At 36.0% G+C, this 17,566-nt stretch carries 21 protein-coding genes; 10 read left to right on the top strand and 11 right to left on the bottom strand.

The genetic code is table 11. From position 1 onward, the window contains the following. Positions 1-118 precede the first annotated feature (118 nt). Complete coding sequence (gene mtgA / locus AC6CHH_RS10415) at positions 119-862, bottom strand: monofunctional biosynthetic peptidoglycan transglycosylase (protein ID WP_498282519.1); 744 nt, start codon at positions 860-862, stop codon at positions 119-121. Positions 863-1,000: 138 nt separating this feature from the next. Between mtgA and mutS the strand changes: the two genes are divergently transcribed. The 3 genes from mutS (at position 1,001) to AC6CHH_RS10400 (ending at position 4,942) form a co-directional block, all read left to right on the top strand. Then, positions 1,001-3,607 carry a DNA mismatch repair protein MutS gene (gene mutS, locus AC6CHH_RS10410; RefSeq protein ID WP_498282517.1) on the top strand — a complete coding sequence of 869 codons (2,607 nt, stop codon included), beginning with the start codon at positions 1,001-1,003 and terminating at the stop codon, positions 3,605-3,607. Positions 3,608-3,744: 137 nt separating this feature from the next. Further along, positions 3,745-4,449: a tRNA1(Val) (adenine(37)-N6)-methyltransferase gene (locus AC6CHH_RS10405; RefSeq protein WP_498282515.1), complete on the top strand. Its 705-nt coding sequence runs from the start codon at positions 3,745-3,747 to the stop codon at positions 4,447-4,449. A 1-nt stretch (position 4,450) separates the two neighbouring features. Further along, entirely contained in the window at positions 4,451-4,942 is a 492-nt protein-coding gene (locus AC6CHH_RS10400; protein WP_498282513.1) for a metallophosphoesterase family protein, read from the top strand. An 8-nt stretch (positions 4,943-4,950) separates the two neighbouring features. On the opposite strand, the gene AC6CHH_RS10395 is transcribed toward AC6CHH_RS10400, so the two are convergent. After that, positions 4,951-5,286 (bottom strand): MerR family transcriptional regulator, encoded by a 336-nt coding sequence (locus AC6CHH_RS10395; protein WP_498282511.1) that lies wholly within the window; start codon positions 5,284-5,286, stop codon positions 4,951-4,953. A gap of 102 nt (positions 5,287-5,388) precedes the next feature. Between AC6CHH_RS10395 and AC6CHH_RS10390 the strand changes: the two genes are divergently transcribed. Beyond that, positions 5,389-5,739, top strand: coding sequence for a hypothetical protein (locus AC6CHH_RS10390; protein WP_498282509.1), 351 nt, complete (start codon positions 5,389-5,391; stop codon positions 5,737-5,739). Here the strand turns inward: AC6CHH_RS10390 and AC6CHH_RS10385 are convergent. After that, on the bottom strand, positions 5,724-6,143 hold the full coding sequence (locus AC6CHH_RS10385; RefSeq protein WP_498282527.1) for an RNA-binding S4 domain-containing protein: 420 nt from the start codon (positions 6,141-6,143) through the stop codon (positions 5,724-5,726). The genes AC6CHH_RS10390 and AC6CHH_RS10385 overlap by 16 nt on opposite strands. A 101-nt stretch (positions 6,144-6,244) precedes the next feature. Here AC6CHH_RS10385 and AC6CHH_RS10380 point away from each other — a divergent pair, with 101 nt between their 5' ends. The 5 genes from AC6CHH_RS10380 (at position 6,245) to brnQ (ending at position 10,382) form a co-directional block, all read left to right on the top strand. Then, positions 6,245-7,072 (top strand): 2,3,4,5-tetrahydropyridine-2,6-dicarboxylate N-succinyltransferase, encoded by an 828-nt coding sequence (locus AC6CHH_RS10380; RefSeq protein ID WP_498282507.1) that lies wholly within the window; start codon positions 6,245-6,247, stop codon positions 7,070-7,072. Positions 7,073-7,092: 20 nt separating this feature from the next. Beyond that, entirely contained in the window at positions 7,093-7,680 is a 588-nt protein-coding gene (locus AC6CHH_RS10375) for an L-threonylcarbamoyladenylate synthase (RefSeq protein WP_498282505.1), read from the top strand. A gap of 2 nt (positions 7,681-7,682) precedes the next feature. Beyond that, entirely contained in the window at positions 7,683-8,162 is a 480-nt protein-coding gene (locus AC6CHH_RS10370) for a DUF4920 domain-containing protein (protein WP_498282503.1), read from the top strand. A 65-nt stretch (positions 8,163-8,227) separates the two neighbouring features. After that, positions 8,228-9,070, top strand: coding sequence for a dihydropteroate synthase (folP, locus tag AC6CHH_RS10365; protein WP_498282501.1), 843 nt, complete (start codon positions 8,228-8,230; stop codon positions 9,068-9,070). Positions 9,071-9,095: 25 nt separating this feature from the next. Continuing rightward, positions 9,096-10,382: a branched-chain amino acid transport system II carrier protein gene (brnQ, locus tag AC6CHH_RS10360; protein ID WP_498282499.1), complete on the top strand. Its 1,287-nt coding sequence runs from the start codon at positions 9,096-9,098 to the stop codon at positions 10,380-10,382. A gap of 59 nt (positions 10,383-10,441) precedes the next feature. Here the strand turns inward: brnQ and metG are convergent, their stop codons facing one another. Then, entirely contained in the window at positions 10,442-12,508 is a 2,067-nt protein-coding gene (gene metG, locus AC6CHH_RS10355) for a methionine--tRNA ligase (protein ID WP_498282497.1), read from the bottom strand. 157 nt (positions 12,509-12,665) lie between these two features. Between metG and AC6CHH_RS10350 the strand changes: the two genes are divergently transcribed. Beyond that, positions 12,666-13,061 (top strand): DoxX family protein, encoded by a 396-nt coding sequence (locus AC6CHH_RS10350; protein WP_498282495.1) that lies wholly within the window; start codon positions 12,666-12,668, stop codon positions 13,059-13,061. Positions 13,062-13,141: 80 nt separating this feature from the next. Here AC6CHH_RS10350 and AC6CHH_RS10345 read toward each other — a convergent pair whose 3' ends face one another. The 7 genes from AC6CHH_RS10345 to cyoE are packed head-to-tail and all read right to left on the bottom strand — an operon-like array spanning position 13,142 to position 17,565. Continuing rightward, entirely contained in the window at positions 13,142-13,603 is a 462-nt protein-coding gene (locus AC6CHH_RS10345) for an ABC transporter ATPase (protein WP_498282493.1), read from the bottom strand. 13 nt (positions 13,604-13,616) lie between these two features. Continuing rightward, positions 13,617-14,159, bottom strand: coding sequence for a DUF420 domain-containing protein (locus AC6CHH_RS10340; RefSeq protein WP_498282491.1), 543 nt, complete (start codon positions 14,157-14,159; stop codon positions 13,617-13,619). Positions 14,160-14,161: 2 nt separating this feature from the next. Next, positions 14,162-14,884, bottom strand: a complete 723-nt coding sequence (locus tag AC6CHH_RS10335; protein ID WP_498282489.1) for an SCO family protein — start codon at positions 14,882-14,884, stop codon at positions 14,162-14,164. An 11-nt stretch (positions 14,885-14,895) separates the two neighbouring features. After that, the gene (locus tag AC6CHH_RS10330) at positions 14,896-15,273 is read right to left on the bottom strand and encodes a cytochrome C oxidase subunit IV family protein (protein WP_498282487.1); all 378 of its coding nucleotides are present in this window, start codon (positions 15,271-15,273) and stop codon (positions 14,896-14,898) included. A 31-nt stretch (positions 15,274-15,304) separates the two neighbouring features. Continuing rightward, on the bottom strand, positions 15,305-16,042 hold the full coding sequence (locus AC6CHH_RS10325) for a cytochrome c oxidase subunit 3 (protein ID WP_498282485.1): 738 nt from the start codon (positions 16,040-16,042) through the stop codon (positions 15,305-15,307). A gap of 9 nt (positions 16,043-16,051) precedes the next feature. Beyond that, a complete protein-coding gene (locus AC6CHH_RS10320; RefSeq protein ID WP_498282483.1) occupies positions 16,052-16,654 on the bottom strand; it encodes a cytochrome c oxidase subunit 3 in 603 nt (200 codons plus the stop codon). Between the two features lie 2 nt (positions 16,655-16,656). Then, entirely contained in the window at positions 16,657-17,565 is a 909-nt protein-coding gene (gene cyoE, locus AC6CHH_RS10315) for a heme o synthase (RefSeq protein ID WP_498282481.1), read from the bottom strand. Position 17,566 lies beyond the last annotated feature (1 nt).

The raw sequence follows: 17,566 nt of genomic DNA, 5'->3' as shown, positions 1-17,566 counted from the left end.
AAGAAGGGGGCTATTACAAAAAAAGAAACCGTATCTAACTTTTACGTTTTGATACGGCCTCTTTGTCCTCTTCTGTGTGGTAAAATACGGAAAGAACATAAAAAAAAGTACACATAATCTATTCTGGAATTTTATAATAATTCAATTGCCTTACAATCTGGTTTGCTCGTCGATTCACATAATTCGAGGGTCGTCTTGCATCCCATTTTTGCGGACTCGGCAAAATCACAATTATTAAGGCGGCTTCCTTTTTAGTTAAGCTTTTGGCCGATTTTCTAAAATAATATTTTGCGGCAGCCTCCGCCCCATAAACTCCTTGTCCCATCTCTATAACATTCAAATAGACTTCTAATATTCGCTTTTTACTCCAAAACAGCTCAATCAAAACAGTAAAATAAGTTTCCAATCCTTTTCTAAGCCAAGATCTTCCTGGCCATAAAAAAACATTTTTTGCTGTTTGCTGACTAATCGAACTTCCTCCGCGTAAGGGCTTACCGGATTTATTTTTTTTAAATGCTTCTTTTATCGCTTGGGTGTCAAACCCACTATGGTTCATAAAATTAGCATCTTCAGCAGCCAATGCTGCTCGTTTCAAATTATTCGATAAATCATCATAGTCTAACCATTCTCGATCTATTTTCCAATTCTTTCCTTCAGCCTTCCTCTCAAAACCACGCTTCAACATGAGATAGGTTATAGGTGGGTCCGTAAATTTCAGCGCAAGTACCCAAAGCATGGTCAGTACAATAAATCCGACAATTCCCTTTAAAAAAAAAGGAAATATTTTCTTTACATACAAGAGCAAGAAATTAGACTTTTGAATTTTCCTTTTCTTTCGATAATGCGTACGTTTTATGGCCATTAATGAGAAATTTTATGCAAACATACCCCGTAGAATTCAATTTTCCAGCAAATTTCAAGGTTTTTTAGTCCAAATCCTTTGTTTGGTAAATATCGACATTTCTGCTATTTTTACAACTTACTCAAAAATAACAATACCTTGGCAAAAGAAAAAAAGCAAACCCCTTTAATGCAGCAATACAATACAATTAAAGCAAAATATCCAGGTGCTTTGTTGTTGTTTAGAGTTGGTGATTTTTATGAAACCTTTGGAGAAGATGCCGTTAAAGCTGCTAAAATCCTAGGTATTGTATTAACAAAACGGGGAAATGGTTCTGAGTCTGAAACTGCGCTTGCAGGTTTCCCACATCATTCCTTAGAGACTTACTTACCAAAACTTGTTCGAGCGGGGCAAAGGGTTGCCATATGTGATCAATTAGAAGATCCAAAACAAACAAAAACAATTGTCAAACGTGGCGTTACTGAGCTGATAACCCCTGGTGTATCCTACAGCGACAACATCGTTAATCAAAAAAGTAATAACTATTTAGCCTCTATCTTTATTGATAAATTAGTCGTAGGAGTCTCATTTTTAGATATTTCTACAGGGGAATTTCTAGTAGCACAAGGTACAGCAGACTATATTGATAAATTATTACAAGGTTTCAAACCAACGGAGGTTATATTACAAAAGAAACAACATAAAGTATTTACAGAGCAATTTGGAAGCTCATACTATACCTATACCTTAGATGAATGGCCGTATACGGGGGATTATGCGAATGAGATTTTATTAAAACATTTTCAGGTCAAGTCAATGAAAGGGTACGGTATTGAGAAAATGCTTACGGGTATTCTAGCCGCTGGAGTTGCTCTCCATTATTTGAACGAAACTGAGCACCGAAACCTTCAACATATTTCAAATATTTCGAGAATTGAAGAAGATGGTCATATGTGGTTAGACAGATTCACAATTCGCAATCTGGAATTAATCCACTCAAGCAATGAAAATGCCACCACCTTATCGGATGTTTTGGACGAAACTGCCTCTCCTATGGGAGCACGTTTATTAAAACGTTGGATTATCATGCCTCTTAAACATGAAAAAAACATCAAGGAAAGGCTTCAAATTGTTGAACATTTTTACACTAATCCTTCTCTTCGCGAAAAATTAATCCAAGAGATCAAAAAAATCGGGGACCTAGAAAGATTAATCAGTAAAATTGGATTACAAAAAGCTAATCCGAGAGAGGTTGTACAATTAAAGCGCGCTTTATGTGCTGTTGAAGAGATAAAGGCCCTTAGTATTTCTCAAGAATCTCATTCTTTAAATGCAATATCTGAACAATTTGACCTATGTCTTGCTATCCGTAATAAAATTGAACAAACTTTAAAAGAAGATGCGCCAGTTTCCTTGAACAAAGGAAATGTGATTGCAGAGGGAGTAGACTCTGACCTTGATCAACTGCGAAAGATTGCATTCGGAGGAAAAGGTTATCTATTAGAAATTCAACGACGAGAAGCTGAAGCAACGGGGATTACCACCTTGAAGATAGCTTTCAATAATGTCTTTGGCTATTATTTGGAGGTAACAAACACACACAAAGACAAAGTTCCACAGGCATGGATTCGTAAACAAACCTTGGTTAATGCCGAACGTTACATCACACAAGAACTAAAAGAATACGAGGATCAAATTCTTGGAGCGGAAGAGAAAATCCAAATTATTGAAAACAGAATTTATGGTGAATTACTTTTGGAGATTTCTGCATATATCAAGCCAATCCAACTCAATTCACAACTAATCGCAAAATTAGATGTGCTTTTAAATTTTGCACAAATAGCTGAGAAGAACTTCTATGTTAAACCGCAGATAAATGCTGGTAAAATTATAGAAATAAAGGGTGGGCGTCATCCAGTAATTGAGAAAATATTACCAATTGCTGAAGACTACATCACCAATGATACTTTACTAGATCCAGAAGGGCAGCAGATCATTATTATTACAGGTCCAAACATGGCAGGAAAATCTGCTTTACTAAGACAAACCGGCCTCATTGTGCTAATGGCTCAAATTGGGTCATTTGTCCCAGCTAAAGAAGCAACCCTAGGAATTGTTGATAAGATATTCACCCGAGTGGGTGCTTCTGATAATCTCTCTTCTGGAGAATCAACCTTTATGGTAGAAATGAATGAAACGGCGAGTATTATGAATAATATTTCAGATCGTAGCCTAATTTTATTGGATGAGATTGGTCGTGGAACCAGCACCTACGATGGAATCTCCATCGCTTGGGCTATTGCCGAGTATTTACACAACCATCCATCATGTAAAGCAAAAACTCTATTTGCGACACATTACCATGAATTAAACGAATTGAGTACTTCGCTAACTCGGATAAAAAATTTCAATGTCAGTGTTAAAGAGGTGAATAATAAGGTTATTTTCTTACGGAAGTTGGTTCCAGGAGGATCCGAACATAGCTTTGGTATCCATGTGGCTAAACTTGCTGGAATGCCTCCCAAATTACTGGCAAGAGCCAATGAAATCTTAAAACGACTTGAGCAAGAACGAACTGGCGGAGAAAAAATAAAAGATAGCATGCGAAAGATTCAGAAACAAGCATACCAATTGCAAATGTTTTCTATTGATGACCCTGTGTTAGAAAAAATTAGAGATATGCTGAATAATCTTGATGTGAACCAATTAACTCCGGTTGAGGCATTGATGAAATTAGATGAAATCCAAAGATTATTGAAGAATTAACTCAATATCCGCATTATCATTAATATTAATCGAACTTGCTCTCTCAGGAGATAATACAGATAATATTTGGTTTAGCACTTTTGAAAGACAGGACGTCTTACTCTTAGGCGATTATAAAAAAGCAGTAAAATAATACTATGGGAAATATTTTCCAGTTCAAACAGTTTTCAGTTGATCAAAAAAATTGTGCCATGCGGATTAATACTGATGGCGTTCTTTTAGGAGCCATGACAACATCTCAACATCCAGAATATATTCTAGATGTAGGTACTGGCACAGGAGTTATTTCCCTTATGCTGGCTCAACGATTTACTGATGCAAAGGTCTGGGCGGTCGAGATCGACCACCTCGCCGCCCAGACCGCTAAAGAAAACTTTATTAATTCCCCTTTTAAGGAAAGGTTAACATTAATTCATAGCGACATATTTCATTTTAAGACTCAGCAGATGTTTGATTTGATCGTATCAAATCCCCCATTTTATTTGAATACATTACATAATCCAGACCCAAGAAAAAAAATAGCCAAACATACAGATGATATTTTTTTTAAAGGATTACTTTCTTTTGCAAATAACCATTTGACAAAACAAGGGGTATTTCAAATAATTGTCTCAAATGAATTGTTAGATTTACTCATCCAAGAGTCCATGAAAAACAACCTATATTTAACTGCTAAAACTGAAATTCGTTCATTTGAAGATTCACAGGTAATCCGTTATATTCTAAGTTTTGAAAGGACCGAAAAAGAAATAAATCATAACGAATTTATTATCTATCAAAACAGGGCGGTATATAGCGAAGACTATAAAACTTTATTAAAACCCTATTTTTTAGCTTATTGATATGAAAATAGGTTTATTATCCGATACACACAGTTACCTCGATCACGCAATCTTCACGTACTTTAAGGATTGTGATGAAATCTGGCATGCTGGAGATTTTGGTTCCTTGGAGGTCATTGAATCGTTGGCAAATTTCAAACCACTCAAAGGTGTTTTTGGGAATATAGATGCTCCTCAGATTAGATTACTTTATCCTGAAAACTTACGATTTAATTGTGAGATGGTTGATGTATGGATGACACATATAGGGGGGTATCCCGGGAAATATAGTCCGCTAATTAAGGCGGAAATCCAAGATAATCCACCCAAATTATTTATTTGTGGACATTCTCATATTCTAAAGGTACAATATGATCCAAAATTAAACTTGTTGCACTTAAATCCGGGAGCTGCAGGCAAACAAGGATGGCACCATGTTAGAACACTAATGCGGTTTGAGATTAATGCAGATAAAATCGAAAATTTAGAAATTATTGAATTAGCAGAACGTTGATACTAAGTTTACAGGCTATCTCGTACCCCAATTAGAAACCCTTTTAGTTTTTCTAGAGAATCGATTACGCGTTGGTTTTCCTTGGCCTCGTTCTTGTTGCTCCGTAAAAAATCACGTGCACCTTGCAGCGTGTAACCTTTTTCTTTCACAAGATTAAAGATGATTTTTAGATTGGAGATATCGTTCTGCGTAAATAGACGATTCCCTTTTTTATTTTTTTTAGGTTGAAGAATCTCAAATTCACGTTCATAAAATCGAATCTGCGATGCATTAACATCGAACATTTCGGTGACCTCACCCATGGTATAGTATAGCTTATTAATATCTCTTTCTTTATAAGGCATGAGCTTTCGATGTTGGTGAACTAAACAAATATACAATCAATTTTCAATTTCAAAAAATCGTAACTATCTTAAAGTTATTGCGATTCCCTATATTTACCAATTATGATAGGAAAGGTTGTCGTTAGCAAGTTTTGGACTCGCTTATTCTCGATCGGAAAAGCGCAAGCCATTACGATTTTTCCTTTTATTTTCCTTAGATATAAATCTGACAAGTATAATAAAGTGCTTGTTAATCATGAATCCATCCATATCCTTCAAGCTGTTGAATTACTGATTATCCCCTTTTACATTTGGTATGTGGTAGAATTTTTTATCCGGTTTATTCAATACAAGAATTTTACCTTAGCCTATCTCAATATTTCTTTTGAAAGAGAAGCCCATATTCATGAGAAGGATTTAGGCTATTTAAAAAACAGAAAACTATACAGTTTCATTCGCTATTGTTCATCTTGATCTTGCTGATCTTCCCACCAATCAGTCTTTAAATCATCAATTTCGCGGCGATCTCTTTTGGTAGGGCGTCCAGTCCCTCTATCACGTTTAAGTATAGGTGCCTGAAATGCAGATTTGAACCCATAGGTCTCCTCCAAAGGTGTACGGTCTTCATAGAATTGAACTGCCGTTTTAGCATCGACTCTACGCTCTAAAAGGCCAGACACAAAAATAACCTTTCTTTCAATCCCTTTTTGAACGGTGTAAATCTCCCCTACTTTCACGAGATAGGATGGTTTAATATTTTGTCCGTTTAATTTCACCTTTCCGGCACGACAAGCCTCAGTAGCTAAACTTCGAGTCTTGAAGATTCGAATAGCCCATAAATATTTGTCTATACGTAATTTCTCAATTGGATCTGCCATATAGCAAAAATAGGCATATCTTCCTGATTTTGCCATTAGAGTTACACAGTTCTCATTAAAAATTTCCATATTTGTGTTGAAGTAATTTATAAAAGAATAAAATGAAGACTGAGATTAATACAATTAAAAAACTAGTTGAAGAAGCTTGGGAAAATAGACAATTGTTAGAATACAAAGAATATTTTGAAGCGATTGCTTTCGTAATTCAGATGTTAGACAACGGAGAAATTCGTGTAGCTGAACCTATTGGAGATCGTTGGCATGTAAATGACTGGATTAAAAAAGCTGTAATTCTCTATTTTCCAATTCGTGGAATGAAAGAAATCAAAAATGATCCTTTCGTTTACCATGATAAAATGAAATTAAAAACAAATTACAAATCAATTGGTGTTCGCGTGGTACCTGGTGCTTCAGCTCGTTATGGGGCTTATTTAGCCAACGGTGTCATCATGATGCCTTCATATGTAAACATAGGTGCCTACGTTGATCAAGGCACAATGGTCGACACCTGGGCAACCGTAGGCTCATGTGCTCAAATTGGAAAAAACGTACACTTAAGTGGTGGGGTTGGTATCGGTGGTGTATTAGAACCTGTACAGGCCGCCCCGGTAATTATAGAGGATAATGTCTTTGTTGGATCTCGCGCAATCGTAGTAGAAGGAATTCGCGTGGAACAAGAAGCGGTATTAGGAGCAAATGTCGTCCTGACAGCATCAACTAAAATCATTGATGTATCAGGAGCCGAACCGGTGGAATACCAAGGTTATGTACCGGCGCGCTCGGTGGTAATCCCTGGATCTTATACCAAAAAGTTTCCCGCTGGAGAATATCAAGTCCCATGTGCTTTAATCATAGGGAAAAGAAAAGAATCAACAGACAAAAAAACGTCATTGAACAATGCCTTACGTGAGCATAATGTAGCTGTTTAATCGTTGTTAGAATAAAATAGATGCAAGGATTTATCCAGAAAATAGATCAAGAGGATTTAAATCAGGCCTTAAAAACACTCAAAGAAGGCGGTATAATTTTATATCCGACAGACACTATATGGGGAATAGGTTGTGATGCGACAAATCCAGAAGCTGTAGAAAAAATAATTTCTATCAAAGGAAGACAGAAGGATAAAAGTATGATCGTCTTACTTCCCAATGAAAACAGGATTGATAGTTATGTTAGGGAGGTACCCGAGGTTGCTTATCAACTCATAGAAGTTAGTGAGAATCCTATTACTATTATATATTCGAACGCAAAAAATTTAGCTGAAAATGTCACTGCCAGCGATGGGAGTATTGGTATTCGTATCGTAAAACATCCTTTCTGTGAACAATTACTGCAAAGGTTTCGAAAACCTATCGTGTCTACATCAGCAAATATTAGTGGAGAGAAATCCCCAGGGAACTTCGATGAAATATCTACCGAAATTCTAGAGCGTGTAGATTATGTAGTGAAATTTGGTCAACATGATCCAAGAAGCTCAAAAGCCTCAAGCATCATTAAAATAGACCCTAGTGGTAAATTTGAATTTATAAGAAAATAATTATGAAAAAATTAATCTCTTTGTGTTTATGTCTATTTGCTTTTATTAGCTTTTCACTAGCACAACAAACAATTGAACCTGCAAAAACAGGAGTTTTTTATGGTAAGAGCATAGACAAAAATGGATCTATTTCAGTGAAACAACTAGAGAAATCCTTAAAAAAATCAGACGCTTTTACTGGCAAAATAGAAGGTCAGGTTGTCCAAGTTTGTAAGAAAAAAGGATGTTTTCTCACACTCAAACGAGAAGGAAATCAACAACCAATTATGGTCAGGTTTACAGATTACGCCTACTTTGTACCACAAGATCTAATAGGGAAAAAAGTTGTTATTCAAGGCAAAGCGAAGGTTAAAGAAAGTAGTGTTGAATGGCAAAAACATTACGCTGAGGACATGGGCAAAAGCAAGGAAGAAATTGCTAAAATTATAGAACCAAAAATTGACATATCCGTTGTTGCTGACGGCGTTTTAGTTGTAAACTAAAAACAAAAGACTTAATTTGCAGGCTGTAAATATTCATTTACAGCCTTATTTTTAATATCACAAATATGTCCCTATTCCAATCTGCTGCTTGTCAAAGCATCAATCTTTCAGGTCGTTTGATGACATTTGAAGTGCCAAAGATAATGGGTATTTTGAATTTAACCCCAGACTCATTCTTTGATGGAGGCCAGCACAATACAGTCGAATTATCTTTAATTCACGCAGAGAAGTTAATTAATGAAGGAGCCGACATAATAGATATAGGGCCTTATTCCAGTAGACCAGGCGCCAAAGAAATCTCCGCCGCACAGGAAATCGATAGAGCAATTCCAGTTATTGAATTAATCAAAAAACGATTTCCACAAACCACGCTTTCAATTGATACCTATCGCGCGGAAGTAGCGCAAGCAGCAGTTCAAGCTGGGGTTCACATAATCAATGATATTTCTGGAGGCACCCTAGATGATAAAATGTTTGAGACAGTAGCTGAATTACAAGTTCCTTATATACTTATGCATATGAGAGGAACCCCGGAGACTATGCAGCAATTTACAGATTATCAGGATGTAGTCGAAGATATCGCTGTCAATTTAGGCCATTCAATAGCAAAATTGCGCGATTTGGGTGTGAAAGACATTATCCTAGATCCTGGATATGGATTTTCAAAGACAATTGATCAAAATTATGAATTACTCTTCAGGGTAAATGAACTTCATTTTTTCAAATTACCTGTCTTGGGAGGAATCTCCAGGAAGTCAATGATCTATAAAAAAATCGGAAAATCTGCTGACCAAGTCCTTAGTGGAACCATCGCATTAAACACCTTACTTCTGGAAAGAGGCGTACAAATACTACGTGTTCACGATGTAAAAGAAGCCAAACAACTGATTGATATTTTCTATAGTTAAAGTTTTGAAGAAAAAACGAGACATCATGACCATTGGATTTGCATTATTTGCAATGTTCTTTGGAGCTGGTAATTTACTGTTACCACCATATATTGGTATCCAGATTGGAGACCAGGTTTGGATAACTATTTTAGCCTTTGGCTTAACAGGGATTCTACTCCCCTTCTTAGGGATATTGGCAGTTGTTAATTCAGGAGAATCATTTAATGATCTTGGGGCGCGGATAAATAAATTCATTGCACCAGTACTAGGAACTGTAATTATGCTTTGCATTGGTCCCTTAATTGCAATTCCAAGGACAGCAGCAACAACTTTTGAAGTTGGAATTTACCCAAACTTTGATAATCCTGAACCGATTTGGACCTCTCTTATTTTTTTTATCATCACTTGGTTACTTACTATTTCTCCGTCGAAGGTTGTTGATATTATCGGAAATATTCTTACCCCCTTATTATTGATCCTATTAGTTTCACTAATCGGAATAGGTATAGTTACCTCTGGATTAACATTCAATTCTACCGAATTAAGTGCAAGTGAATCCTTTACTTTAGGTTTCGTAGAAGGATATCAAACGCTAGATGTATTGGCCTCTGTGATATTTGCTTCTATTATTATTGCAGCTGCTAAAGTTAAAAGTTATAACACAATAAAATTAAGAAGCCAGGTTGTTATTTCTGCCGGTTTGCTTTCTGCAATTTGTTTGTTTATTGTGTACGGCGGATTAATTTTTTTAGGGGCGACCTCCGCTATTCAAGATTCTTCTATCAAACGCTCAGAATTACTAATCCATATATCACAATCTATTTTAGGGCCTTATGGAATGATGGCAATTGCACTTAGCATAGCCCTTGCTTGTTTAACCACAGCGATAGCTCTTGTCTCAGCCGTTGGCATGTTTTTCTCGAAATTAACACGCGGAAAGCTTAGTTACAAGTTATTGGTTACCCTTTGTTGTATTGTATCGTGTATTTTATCTGTTTCAGGCGTTGAAAACATTATCACTTTCGCTTATCCGATATTGAGTTTTGTTTATCCAATCGTCATAACCTTAGTGTTATTTACGGTGCTATTTGGTTCAATTGTAAAAGAAAGACAACCTTACGTGGCTGCCTTGATAGCCTCAACTGTTATTGCTACCTTCTCTCTTTTAAAACATTTAAATTTACTTAAGAAAGAATATATTGATCATCTTAACAATATCCCACTCTTTAAATATGAGCTAGGCTGGGTAATACCATCAACCCTACTGTTTATCTTGTTTTGTGTGATCGCCAAAGCCAAGGATAAAAAACAACTGAGCGAGAATAATTAGTCTTACCGATCTAATTAGTTCATTAAAAAAGGAAGTAAAATACTTCCTCTTTTAAACGGTTATCTAACGATACTTCCAGCTGAAATATCCGATATCGGGTTTACAAAATCCAACCTTCCATCCGCATCCTCTGCCATCAGAATCATACCCTGAGATTGTATCCCTTTTATCTCGCGGGGTTCAAGATTGATTAAAATGGACACCTGTTTTCCTATAATTTGTTCAGGTGTAAAATGTTCAGCAATTCCAGATACTACAATACGTTTATCAAGCCCAGTGTCAACCGTTAGTTTCAAAAGCTTTTTCGTTTTCGCCACTTTCTCAGCATTAAGAATTTTTCCTATCCGAATGTCTAATTTTCCAAAATCATCAAAACTTATATTTGTTTTTTGTGAGACCTTAGGAACAGCCAGTGCATTTACTTGTCGAGCGTTGGCTAATTTTTCCAGCTGAAATTCAACTTGTTCGTCAGTAATTTTTTCAAAAAGCATCTGTGTTTGCCCTAGAATATGATTAGAAGGTAATAAATCAGATTTTCCAGCATCATCCCAACTTTTAGGTTCGAGTTTCAACATTTCAAAAATCTTCTTGCTTGTAAAAGGTAAGAAAGGTTGTCCCATAACCGCTAAATTTGCAACAATTTGGCCAGCGACAAAAAGAACAGTTTTTACACGGTCTGGATCATCTTTATAAACTTTCCAGGGTTCCTGATCAGCCAAATATTTATTCCCCAATCTCGCAGCATTCATAAAATGAGCTAATGCCTCACGGAATCTGTATTGAGACAGGGATTGTTTAATAAGTTCAGGAAATTGCGACAATTCATCCAACAAGGTTAAATCGCTTTGATTTAGTGACGAACCTAAAGATACATTTCCTTGAAAATATTTATGTGATAGAACCATTACACGATTAATAAAATTCCCAAAAATAGCCACAAGCTCATTATTTACACGGGCTTGGAAATCTTTCCATGTAAATTCACTATCGGAAGTCTCGGGCAAAATGGAGATTAACATGTATCTTAACTCATCCTGTTTCTCTGGAAATTCATCCAAATATTCGTGTAACCATACCGCATGGTTTCTTGAAGTAGAAAGTTTATCACCTTCTAAGTTTAGAAATTCATTAGCCGGCACATTTTCCGGAAGGATATACTCTCCGTGCGCATGAAGAATCGCCGGAAAGATAATGCAGTGAAAAACGATATTATCTTTTCCAATAAAATGAATTAATGTGGAATTATCCTTCGGGTTCTGTTGAGTTTTCCAATAAAGTTCCCAATCCTTTCCTTCATCTATTGCCCATTGTTTGGTAGCAGAGATATAACCAATTGGAGCATCTAACCAAACATATAATTTCTTTCCTTGTGCTTCTTGCAAAGGAACATCAACTCCCCAATCTAAATCACGTGTCATTGAGCGTGGTTGCAAACCAGATTTTAACCACGATTGACACTGGCCAAAAACATTAGATTTAAGGACATCTTTCTTTTCATCAATAATCCATTTTTCTAGCCATGGTTGATATTTATCTAATGGCAGATACCAATGTTTAGTTTCTTTTAAAATTGGCGATTTTCCACTTAAGGTAGATTTAGGATTAATAAGGTCAGTTGGATTTAAAGAAGTACCACATTTTTCACATTGATCTCCGTAAGCTCCTTCATTATGACAATGAGGGCAAGTTCCAACGATATAACGATCTGCTAGAAATTGTTGGTATTCTTCATCAAAATACTGCTCAGAAAAACGTTCGATAAATTCTCCTTTTTCATACAGGTTTAAAAAGAATTCTTGAGATAATTCGTGATGAATTTTCTCCGAGGTACGATGATAAATATCAAATGAAATTCCGAATTGTTCAAAACTCTCCTTAATCTGTTGATTATACTTATCAATAATTTGTTGAGGTTGAACCCCTTCTTTTTTTGCTTTGATCGTGATTGCGGCACCGTGTTCATCCGAACCACAAACATACACTACATCTTTATGATTTAGGCGAAGGAAACGAACAAAAATATCTGCTGGAATGTATGCCCCAGCAAGGTGACCAATATGTAAAGGACCATTCGCATACGGTAATGCAGATGTTATGGTGTAACGTTGTTTATTAAAAATATCCAATGTGAAAGAAAATTAATGTTAAAACAAGCCAATCAGCTCTGAAACAAAGATACAGCTATTTGCAATAATCTGCTAAGCATTGATGTAAAATCATGAATTTCTATAGTATATTGGAAATTTCAGTATCTTAGGATCAAGATTTAATTAGGATAAAAATATGCGATATTCAAAAATAGACATCGGATTACTCATTGTTCGGGTTGTCATTGGTGGTTGTATGTTGGCCTTCCATGGTCTTGGAAAACTAATGGGCGGAACTGAGACCTGGACTGCAGTAGGAAATTCAATGCAAAACTTAGGGATTAGTTTTATGCCAACTACATTTGGTTTTATAGCGGGGCTAGTTGAAACCGTTGGTTCATTATTCTTTATATTGGGACTTTGGACAAGACCAACTGCCGCTTTACTCGCAATAACAATGGTTGTTGCTGCCCTGAATCACATAAGTAGTGGAGATAGCCTCTCAGTAGCCTCCCATGCAATAGAATTTTTAGCCGTTTTTGTAGCTTTCGCTTTGATGGGTCCTGGAAAAATAAGTGTGGATAAAAAATAAATCGAATATCTTAAAATAAAAAAGCTTCCTTGCATTGAAGGAAGCTTTTTTATTGCATACTATACTGTAAATACAATACCTTATTTTAAAAATAATTTAGCGTGCCAACTGTCCTTTAAAGGAACTTCCCATTTGGTGTCAAATTCATTTTCGGTTTGAACCATATTGTTAAACACAATTGTATTTTCATTTACCACTCCTTCCAGACAAAGTGCCTCAAAAACATCGCGAGAAACCAATTGAAGATTTCCTTGATTATCTTTATAAGAGATCAACATACGGTTGAACAAGTCAATCTGCAATTCAGCACCTAGATCCTTAAGTATTCGAACTGACTTGTCAATGGAACAACCGGTCACCTGAGCGGCTCTTTCATCAACACTTAAAACGACAAATAGGTTATACAACACGTCAACTTTCGCTGATAGTTGGCTACCGTGCGCTGTCCATTCTCGAATAAAATCGTCCAATCTACTCTGAGCCAATTGTAATTCGGGTTGTGTAAAAAAACGGTTTGCTTGATAAATCCAGACTTTATTCATGATCAACTACTAATTAATGTGCATAATAGGGTGATATCATTAAATAGACTACTACTCCAGTAACAGCTACATACAGCCATAGAGGGTACGTTATTCTAGCAAGTTTCTTATGACGTTCATAAGCTCCAGCAATCCCTCTAACAAAAGTAAACAATACCAGTGGAATAATAACAACGGATAACACGATATGCGTAATCAATATGAAATAATAGAGATAACGGATGGATCCATCATCACCAAACTTCGTTGACTCGGAGGTCATATGGTAAGCTAGATACATGACGAGGAATAAGGAGGATAAAACCATACATAATTTAACCAAACGCTCATGAAGAAGCACATTACCTTTCTTGATAGCTGAGACAGCAATGACCAGAATAACAGCAGTCAGTCCATTAATAGTGGCATAAATTGGCGGAAGAAAACTGAGAGGTTGAATATCATAACCCATTTTCGTTAAATTGACACCAAATAATGCAGCAACAGCCAAAGGAATAATAACAGATAAAGTCCAAATTAATACCTTATACTTCTTTTCTTCTTTCGTCATTGTCATAATTATTTTTTTTGAATTTTCTGAGGGTTGTTACGAATCTCCTCTACAACTTGAACTTTAATTTCATCTTCTAATCTGTCGATTTCAGATCGAAGACCTATATCATAAAATCCGCGAATTCTCCCCTTGGAGTCAATTAGAATAAAACGGTTACTAATTATAAACTTTGATTTTTCATGCTCAACAGCCATCGCCTCTATCAACATACGTTCTCTCGCGTATTTCAAAATATCAACATTCGAATTATTCACAACAAACCAATTGGGATTCATCTCTTCTTTAAATTCAGAAATGTAATCATCAATGTTTTCCTGGGTGTCCATAGAGTCGACTGATATTGAAAAGAATTGGATGTTATAATTTGTTTTAAACCGATTAGAAACTGTTCGCATATCATGAAACAGTTGCTTGGACAGACCTTTATCTTTTGTATAAAACAAATGAGCAATAGTAATAACGGTATCAGCACCCAAAAATACTTTCGGTTTACCGTCAAAATTGGTAAACTCGATTGGACCGAGTTGATGAAAAATAGTATCCGGGATTTCTCTTCCCATTACACGATTTGTTTTACCAGAAAGATGTTTTTCACCAAAAACAGGTAATTTAACATACTCGTTAGATCCCATTCTATTGACCATTATATACAAAAATCCTGGCACAAATAAAACAAGTGCCAGGATAATTAATTTCGATATATTCTTCGAACGAGTATTCTTACTCATTTAAATTAATGTTATTTATGTGGATAAGTAGGTTGATGTGTAAATGCTCCATTCAAAAATTCCCCTTCAACCATTAAAAGAATGATGAAGAAAATGATGAAGAAAAATACAATACTACAAGTGACGATAAAACTTGATTTTTCAAATTTTAAGTGCATAAAAAATGCAACAATATAGTAAGCCTTTACTAACGTTAAGGTTATATAAATTACATTAACAAGCATTCCTTTCTGAAGAACTCCCCAATGGTGAACTAAACCCAAAGCGATAAAAAATTCTAAAGCAGTTAATAATAGAAGAACAAAAAATACAGCCCAAATTCGTTTTTTGTCCATGCCTTCTCCATGTGCGTGTGCGTCTTGGCTTGCTATATGATCGTGATTACTCATGTCGTGTGTTAATTAAAAAGTGTACAAAAAATTAAACCAAGTAGAAGAATGTAAATACAAACACCCAAACTAGATCTACAAAGTGCCAATAAAGCCCAACTTTTTCAATCATTAAGTAAGTTCCTCTTCTCTCAAATGTATTATTCATGGTCATCGATAACACGATGATGTTCAACAGCACACCAATAGATACGTGGAAGCCGTGAAATCCCGTAATTGTGAAGAACAGATTCGAAAACTGAAGCGCCGCAGTATAAGATATATCGTTGGTGAAATAAGGTTGTAATGCTTCAACAATACCGTTAGCATCTGTAATACCAGTGGCAGGATTACGACCGAACCAAAACCCCTGATGATGCAAGTGACTCCATTCCGTTGCTTGACAGCCCAAGAAACAAAGTCCCCCGAGTACAGTCCAAGTCATCCATTTTATGACTTCTTTTTTTGAATTACGATGTCCTGCGTCTACGGCTAAAACCATCGTAACTGAAGACATAATTAAAATAAAGGTCATTATACCTACAAACACTAAAGGTTGCCCACTTTCAGCGATGCCTGGTATAGATTGGAATACTTTATCCGCGTCAATCCATGTAGGTTGGGCAAATTTCTGTGCACCATAATAAACCAAAAATGCAGAAAATGTAAATGCATCTGACACAAGGAAAAACCACATCATGATTTTTCCATACTCTAAGTTCCAAGGTGATTTTCCACCATTCCATGGTCCTTCTTTTACCTTATCCAATTGCGATACTGTTGTACTCATTGTTTACTGTTATTGATTCAAAAGTAAGAAAACATAAATATATATCCATAATAGATCTAGAAAATGCCAAAAAATTGTGGCAAGTTCCATCCGGAAAACATTATTGGAGTTAGGGATCCCCTTAATTGCTCCAAATAAACTTCTAGCCAGCACCAAGATTCCGGCAATAATGTGAGCTAGGTGCAGGCCTATAAATGCGTACACAAAAGATTGTGATGCATTCGTGTTGACAAAGGTAATACCTCGGTCAAACAAAACCGTCCAAGATTGGAACTGAAAAACAAAAAATGCAACTCCCAATAAAATAGTGAGAATTAGCAATACAATCTGCTTTTTAGTTTGATTTGCCTTTGCCGCTTGATATGCAAAATGCATAGTAATACTACTTAGCACAATTACAGCAGTGCTGAAAATCATAGCATGAGGTAATATGGTTTTAATCCCCTTGTCTACCCCACTCGCAGTATAAACAATAAATCCGCTGGACCAAGCAGCAAACATCATGAACATACCAATCATGCCAAGCAAAAGATTAAATTTCTTCGCTTTCCTAGATCTTAGTAGGTTCTCATTCATCAACTTTTGCTTATCCATTGCAATATTTAATTCCATTGTTATTTAAAAGGTATAAAATCAAATAATAACACCAATTGTGTCACTGGTAAATATATAAACGAAGTAAACATAATTTTCTTCGCTGTATTAATCTCTTTTTTTATTAAGTGTTGATATCCGTAATAAGTGAACCACAAACCGCCCAAAAGCGAAACACCCGTGAACACCCATCCGCCTATTCCGAAGTACATTGGCAAAAATCCGATCGGAATCATCAAAATGCATGATACAAAAATAAACCATGCTGAAATATTATCCTTCTTAGTTGTTGGTAGCAACCTAAAACCTGCTCGTTTGTAATCATCATCTGAAACCCATGCTATAGCCCAAAAGTGAGGAAATTGCCAGAAAAACTGAATTCCAAATAACACAAATGGTGTAATAACAATAGCCTGTTCACTTACCTGCGCATAAGCCAAACCGAAACCTTCGGGTTGAAAAGCTGCAAAATATCCAATCAAAGGAGGTAAAGCCCCAGGTATTGCACCAACCCATACTGCTATCGGAGACTTTTGCTTAAGTGGAGTGTAAACGAAAGCATATAAAAAAATTGAGAAGACAGAGAGTAAACCAGCAACAAAATTTAGCTGAATTAAAACCAGTGTTCCAAAAATTCCCATAAACACACTTAATATCAAAGCCTGCCCTGTAGTCATTCTCCCTGCTGGTAAAGGTCTATCTTCAGTACGTTTCATTAGCTTGTCTAAATCACGCTCAATAATTTCATTAAAGCCATTTGCGGCACCCGTAACTAAAAAACCTCCGAAGGTTAGCAATGCCCAATTAAACCAGATAATATCCCCTTGTTGATTAGCTCCAATTAAAAAAGCTATAGAGGCAGAAAAAACAACTGTCAAATTCAAACGTAGTTTGACAAGTTTGTTAAAATCTGAGATAAACTCCTTCATA

It is taken from the genome of Sphingobacterium sp. GQ94 (assembly GCF_059758715.1).
The sequence above is the reverse complement of the archived record's forward strand: the minus strand, read 5'-3'. Positions and strand labels throughout refer to the sequence as shown.

Bases quoted from the DNA above. Each gene is read 5' to 3' on its own strand.
- mtgA (WP_498282519.1), bottom strand. From the start codon at position 862: ATGGCCATAAAACGTACGCATTATCGAAAGAAAAGGAAAATTCAAAAG.
- AC6CHH_RS10405 (WP_498282515.1), top strand. From the start codon at position 3,745: ATGGGAAATATTTTCCAGTTCAAACAGTTTTCAGTTGATCAAAAAAAT.
- AC6CHH_RS10400 (WP_498282513.1), top strand. From the start codon at position 4,451: ATGAAAATAGGTTTATTATCCGATACACACAGTTACCTCGATCACGCA.
- AC6CHH_RS10395 (WP_498282511.1), bottom strand. From the start codon at position 5,286: ATGCCTTATAAAGAAAGAGATATTAATAAGCTATACTATACCATGGGT.
- AC6CHH_RS10390 (WP_498282509.1), top strand. From the start codon at position 5,389: ATGATAGGAAAGGTTGTCGTTAGCAAGTTTTGGACTCGCTTATTCTCG.
- AC6CHH_RS10385 (WP_498282527.1), bottom strand. From the start codon at position 6,143: ATGGCAGATCCAATTGAGAAATTACGTATAGACAAATATTTATGGGCT.
- AC6CHH_RS10380 (WP_498282507.1), top strand. From the start codon at position 6,245: ATGAAGACTGAGATTAATACAATTAAAAAACTAGTTGAAGAAGCTTGG.
- AC6CHH_RS10375 (WP_498282505.1), top strand. From the start codon at position 7,093: ATGCAAGGATTTATCCAGAAAATAGATCAAGAGGATTTAAATCAGGCC.
- AC6CHH_RS10370 (WP_498282503.1), top strand. From the start codon at position 7,683: ATGAAAAAATTAATCTCTTTGTGTTTATGTCTATTTGCTTTTATTAGC.
- folP (WP_498282501.1), top strand. From the start codon at position 8,228: ATGTCCCTATTCCAATCTGCTGCTTGTCAAAGCATCAATCTTTCAGGT.
- brnQ (WP_498282499.1), top strand. From the start codon at position 9,096: ATGACCATTGGATTTGCATTATTTGCAATGTTCTTTGGAGCTGGTAAT.
- AC6CHH_RS10350 (WP_498282495.1), top strand. From the start codon at position 12,666: ATGCGATATTCAAAAATAGACATCGGATTACTCATTGTTCGGGTTGTC.
- AC6CHH_RS10345 (WP_498282493.1), bottom strand. From the start codon at position 13,603: ATGAATAAAGTCTGGATTTATCAAGCAAACCGTTTTTTTACACAACCC.
- AC6CHH_RS10340 (WP_498282491.1), bottom strand. From the start codon at position 14,159: ATGACAATGACGAAAGAAGAAAAGAAGTATAAGGTATTAATTTGGACT.
- AC6CHH_RS10335 (WP_498282489.1), bottom strand. From the start codon at position 14,884: ATGAGTAAGAATACTCGTTCGAAGAATATATCGAAATTAATTATCCTG.
- AC6CHH_RS10330 (WP_498282487.1), bottom strand. From the start codon at position 15,273: ATGAGTAATCACGATCATATAGCAAGCCAAGACGCACACGCACATGGA.
- AC6CHH_RS10325 (WP_498282485.1), bottom strand. From the start codon at position 16,042: ATGAGTACAACAGTATCGCAATTGGATAAGGTAAAAGAAGGACCATGG.
- AC6CHH_RS10320 (WP_498282483.1), bottom strand. From the start codon at position 16,654: ATGGAATTAAATATTGCAATGGATAAGCAAAAGTTGATGAATGAGAAC.
- cyoE (WP_498282481.1), bottom strand. From the start codon at position 17,565: ATGAAGGAGTTTATCTCAGATTTTAACAAACTTGTCAAACTACGTTTG.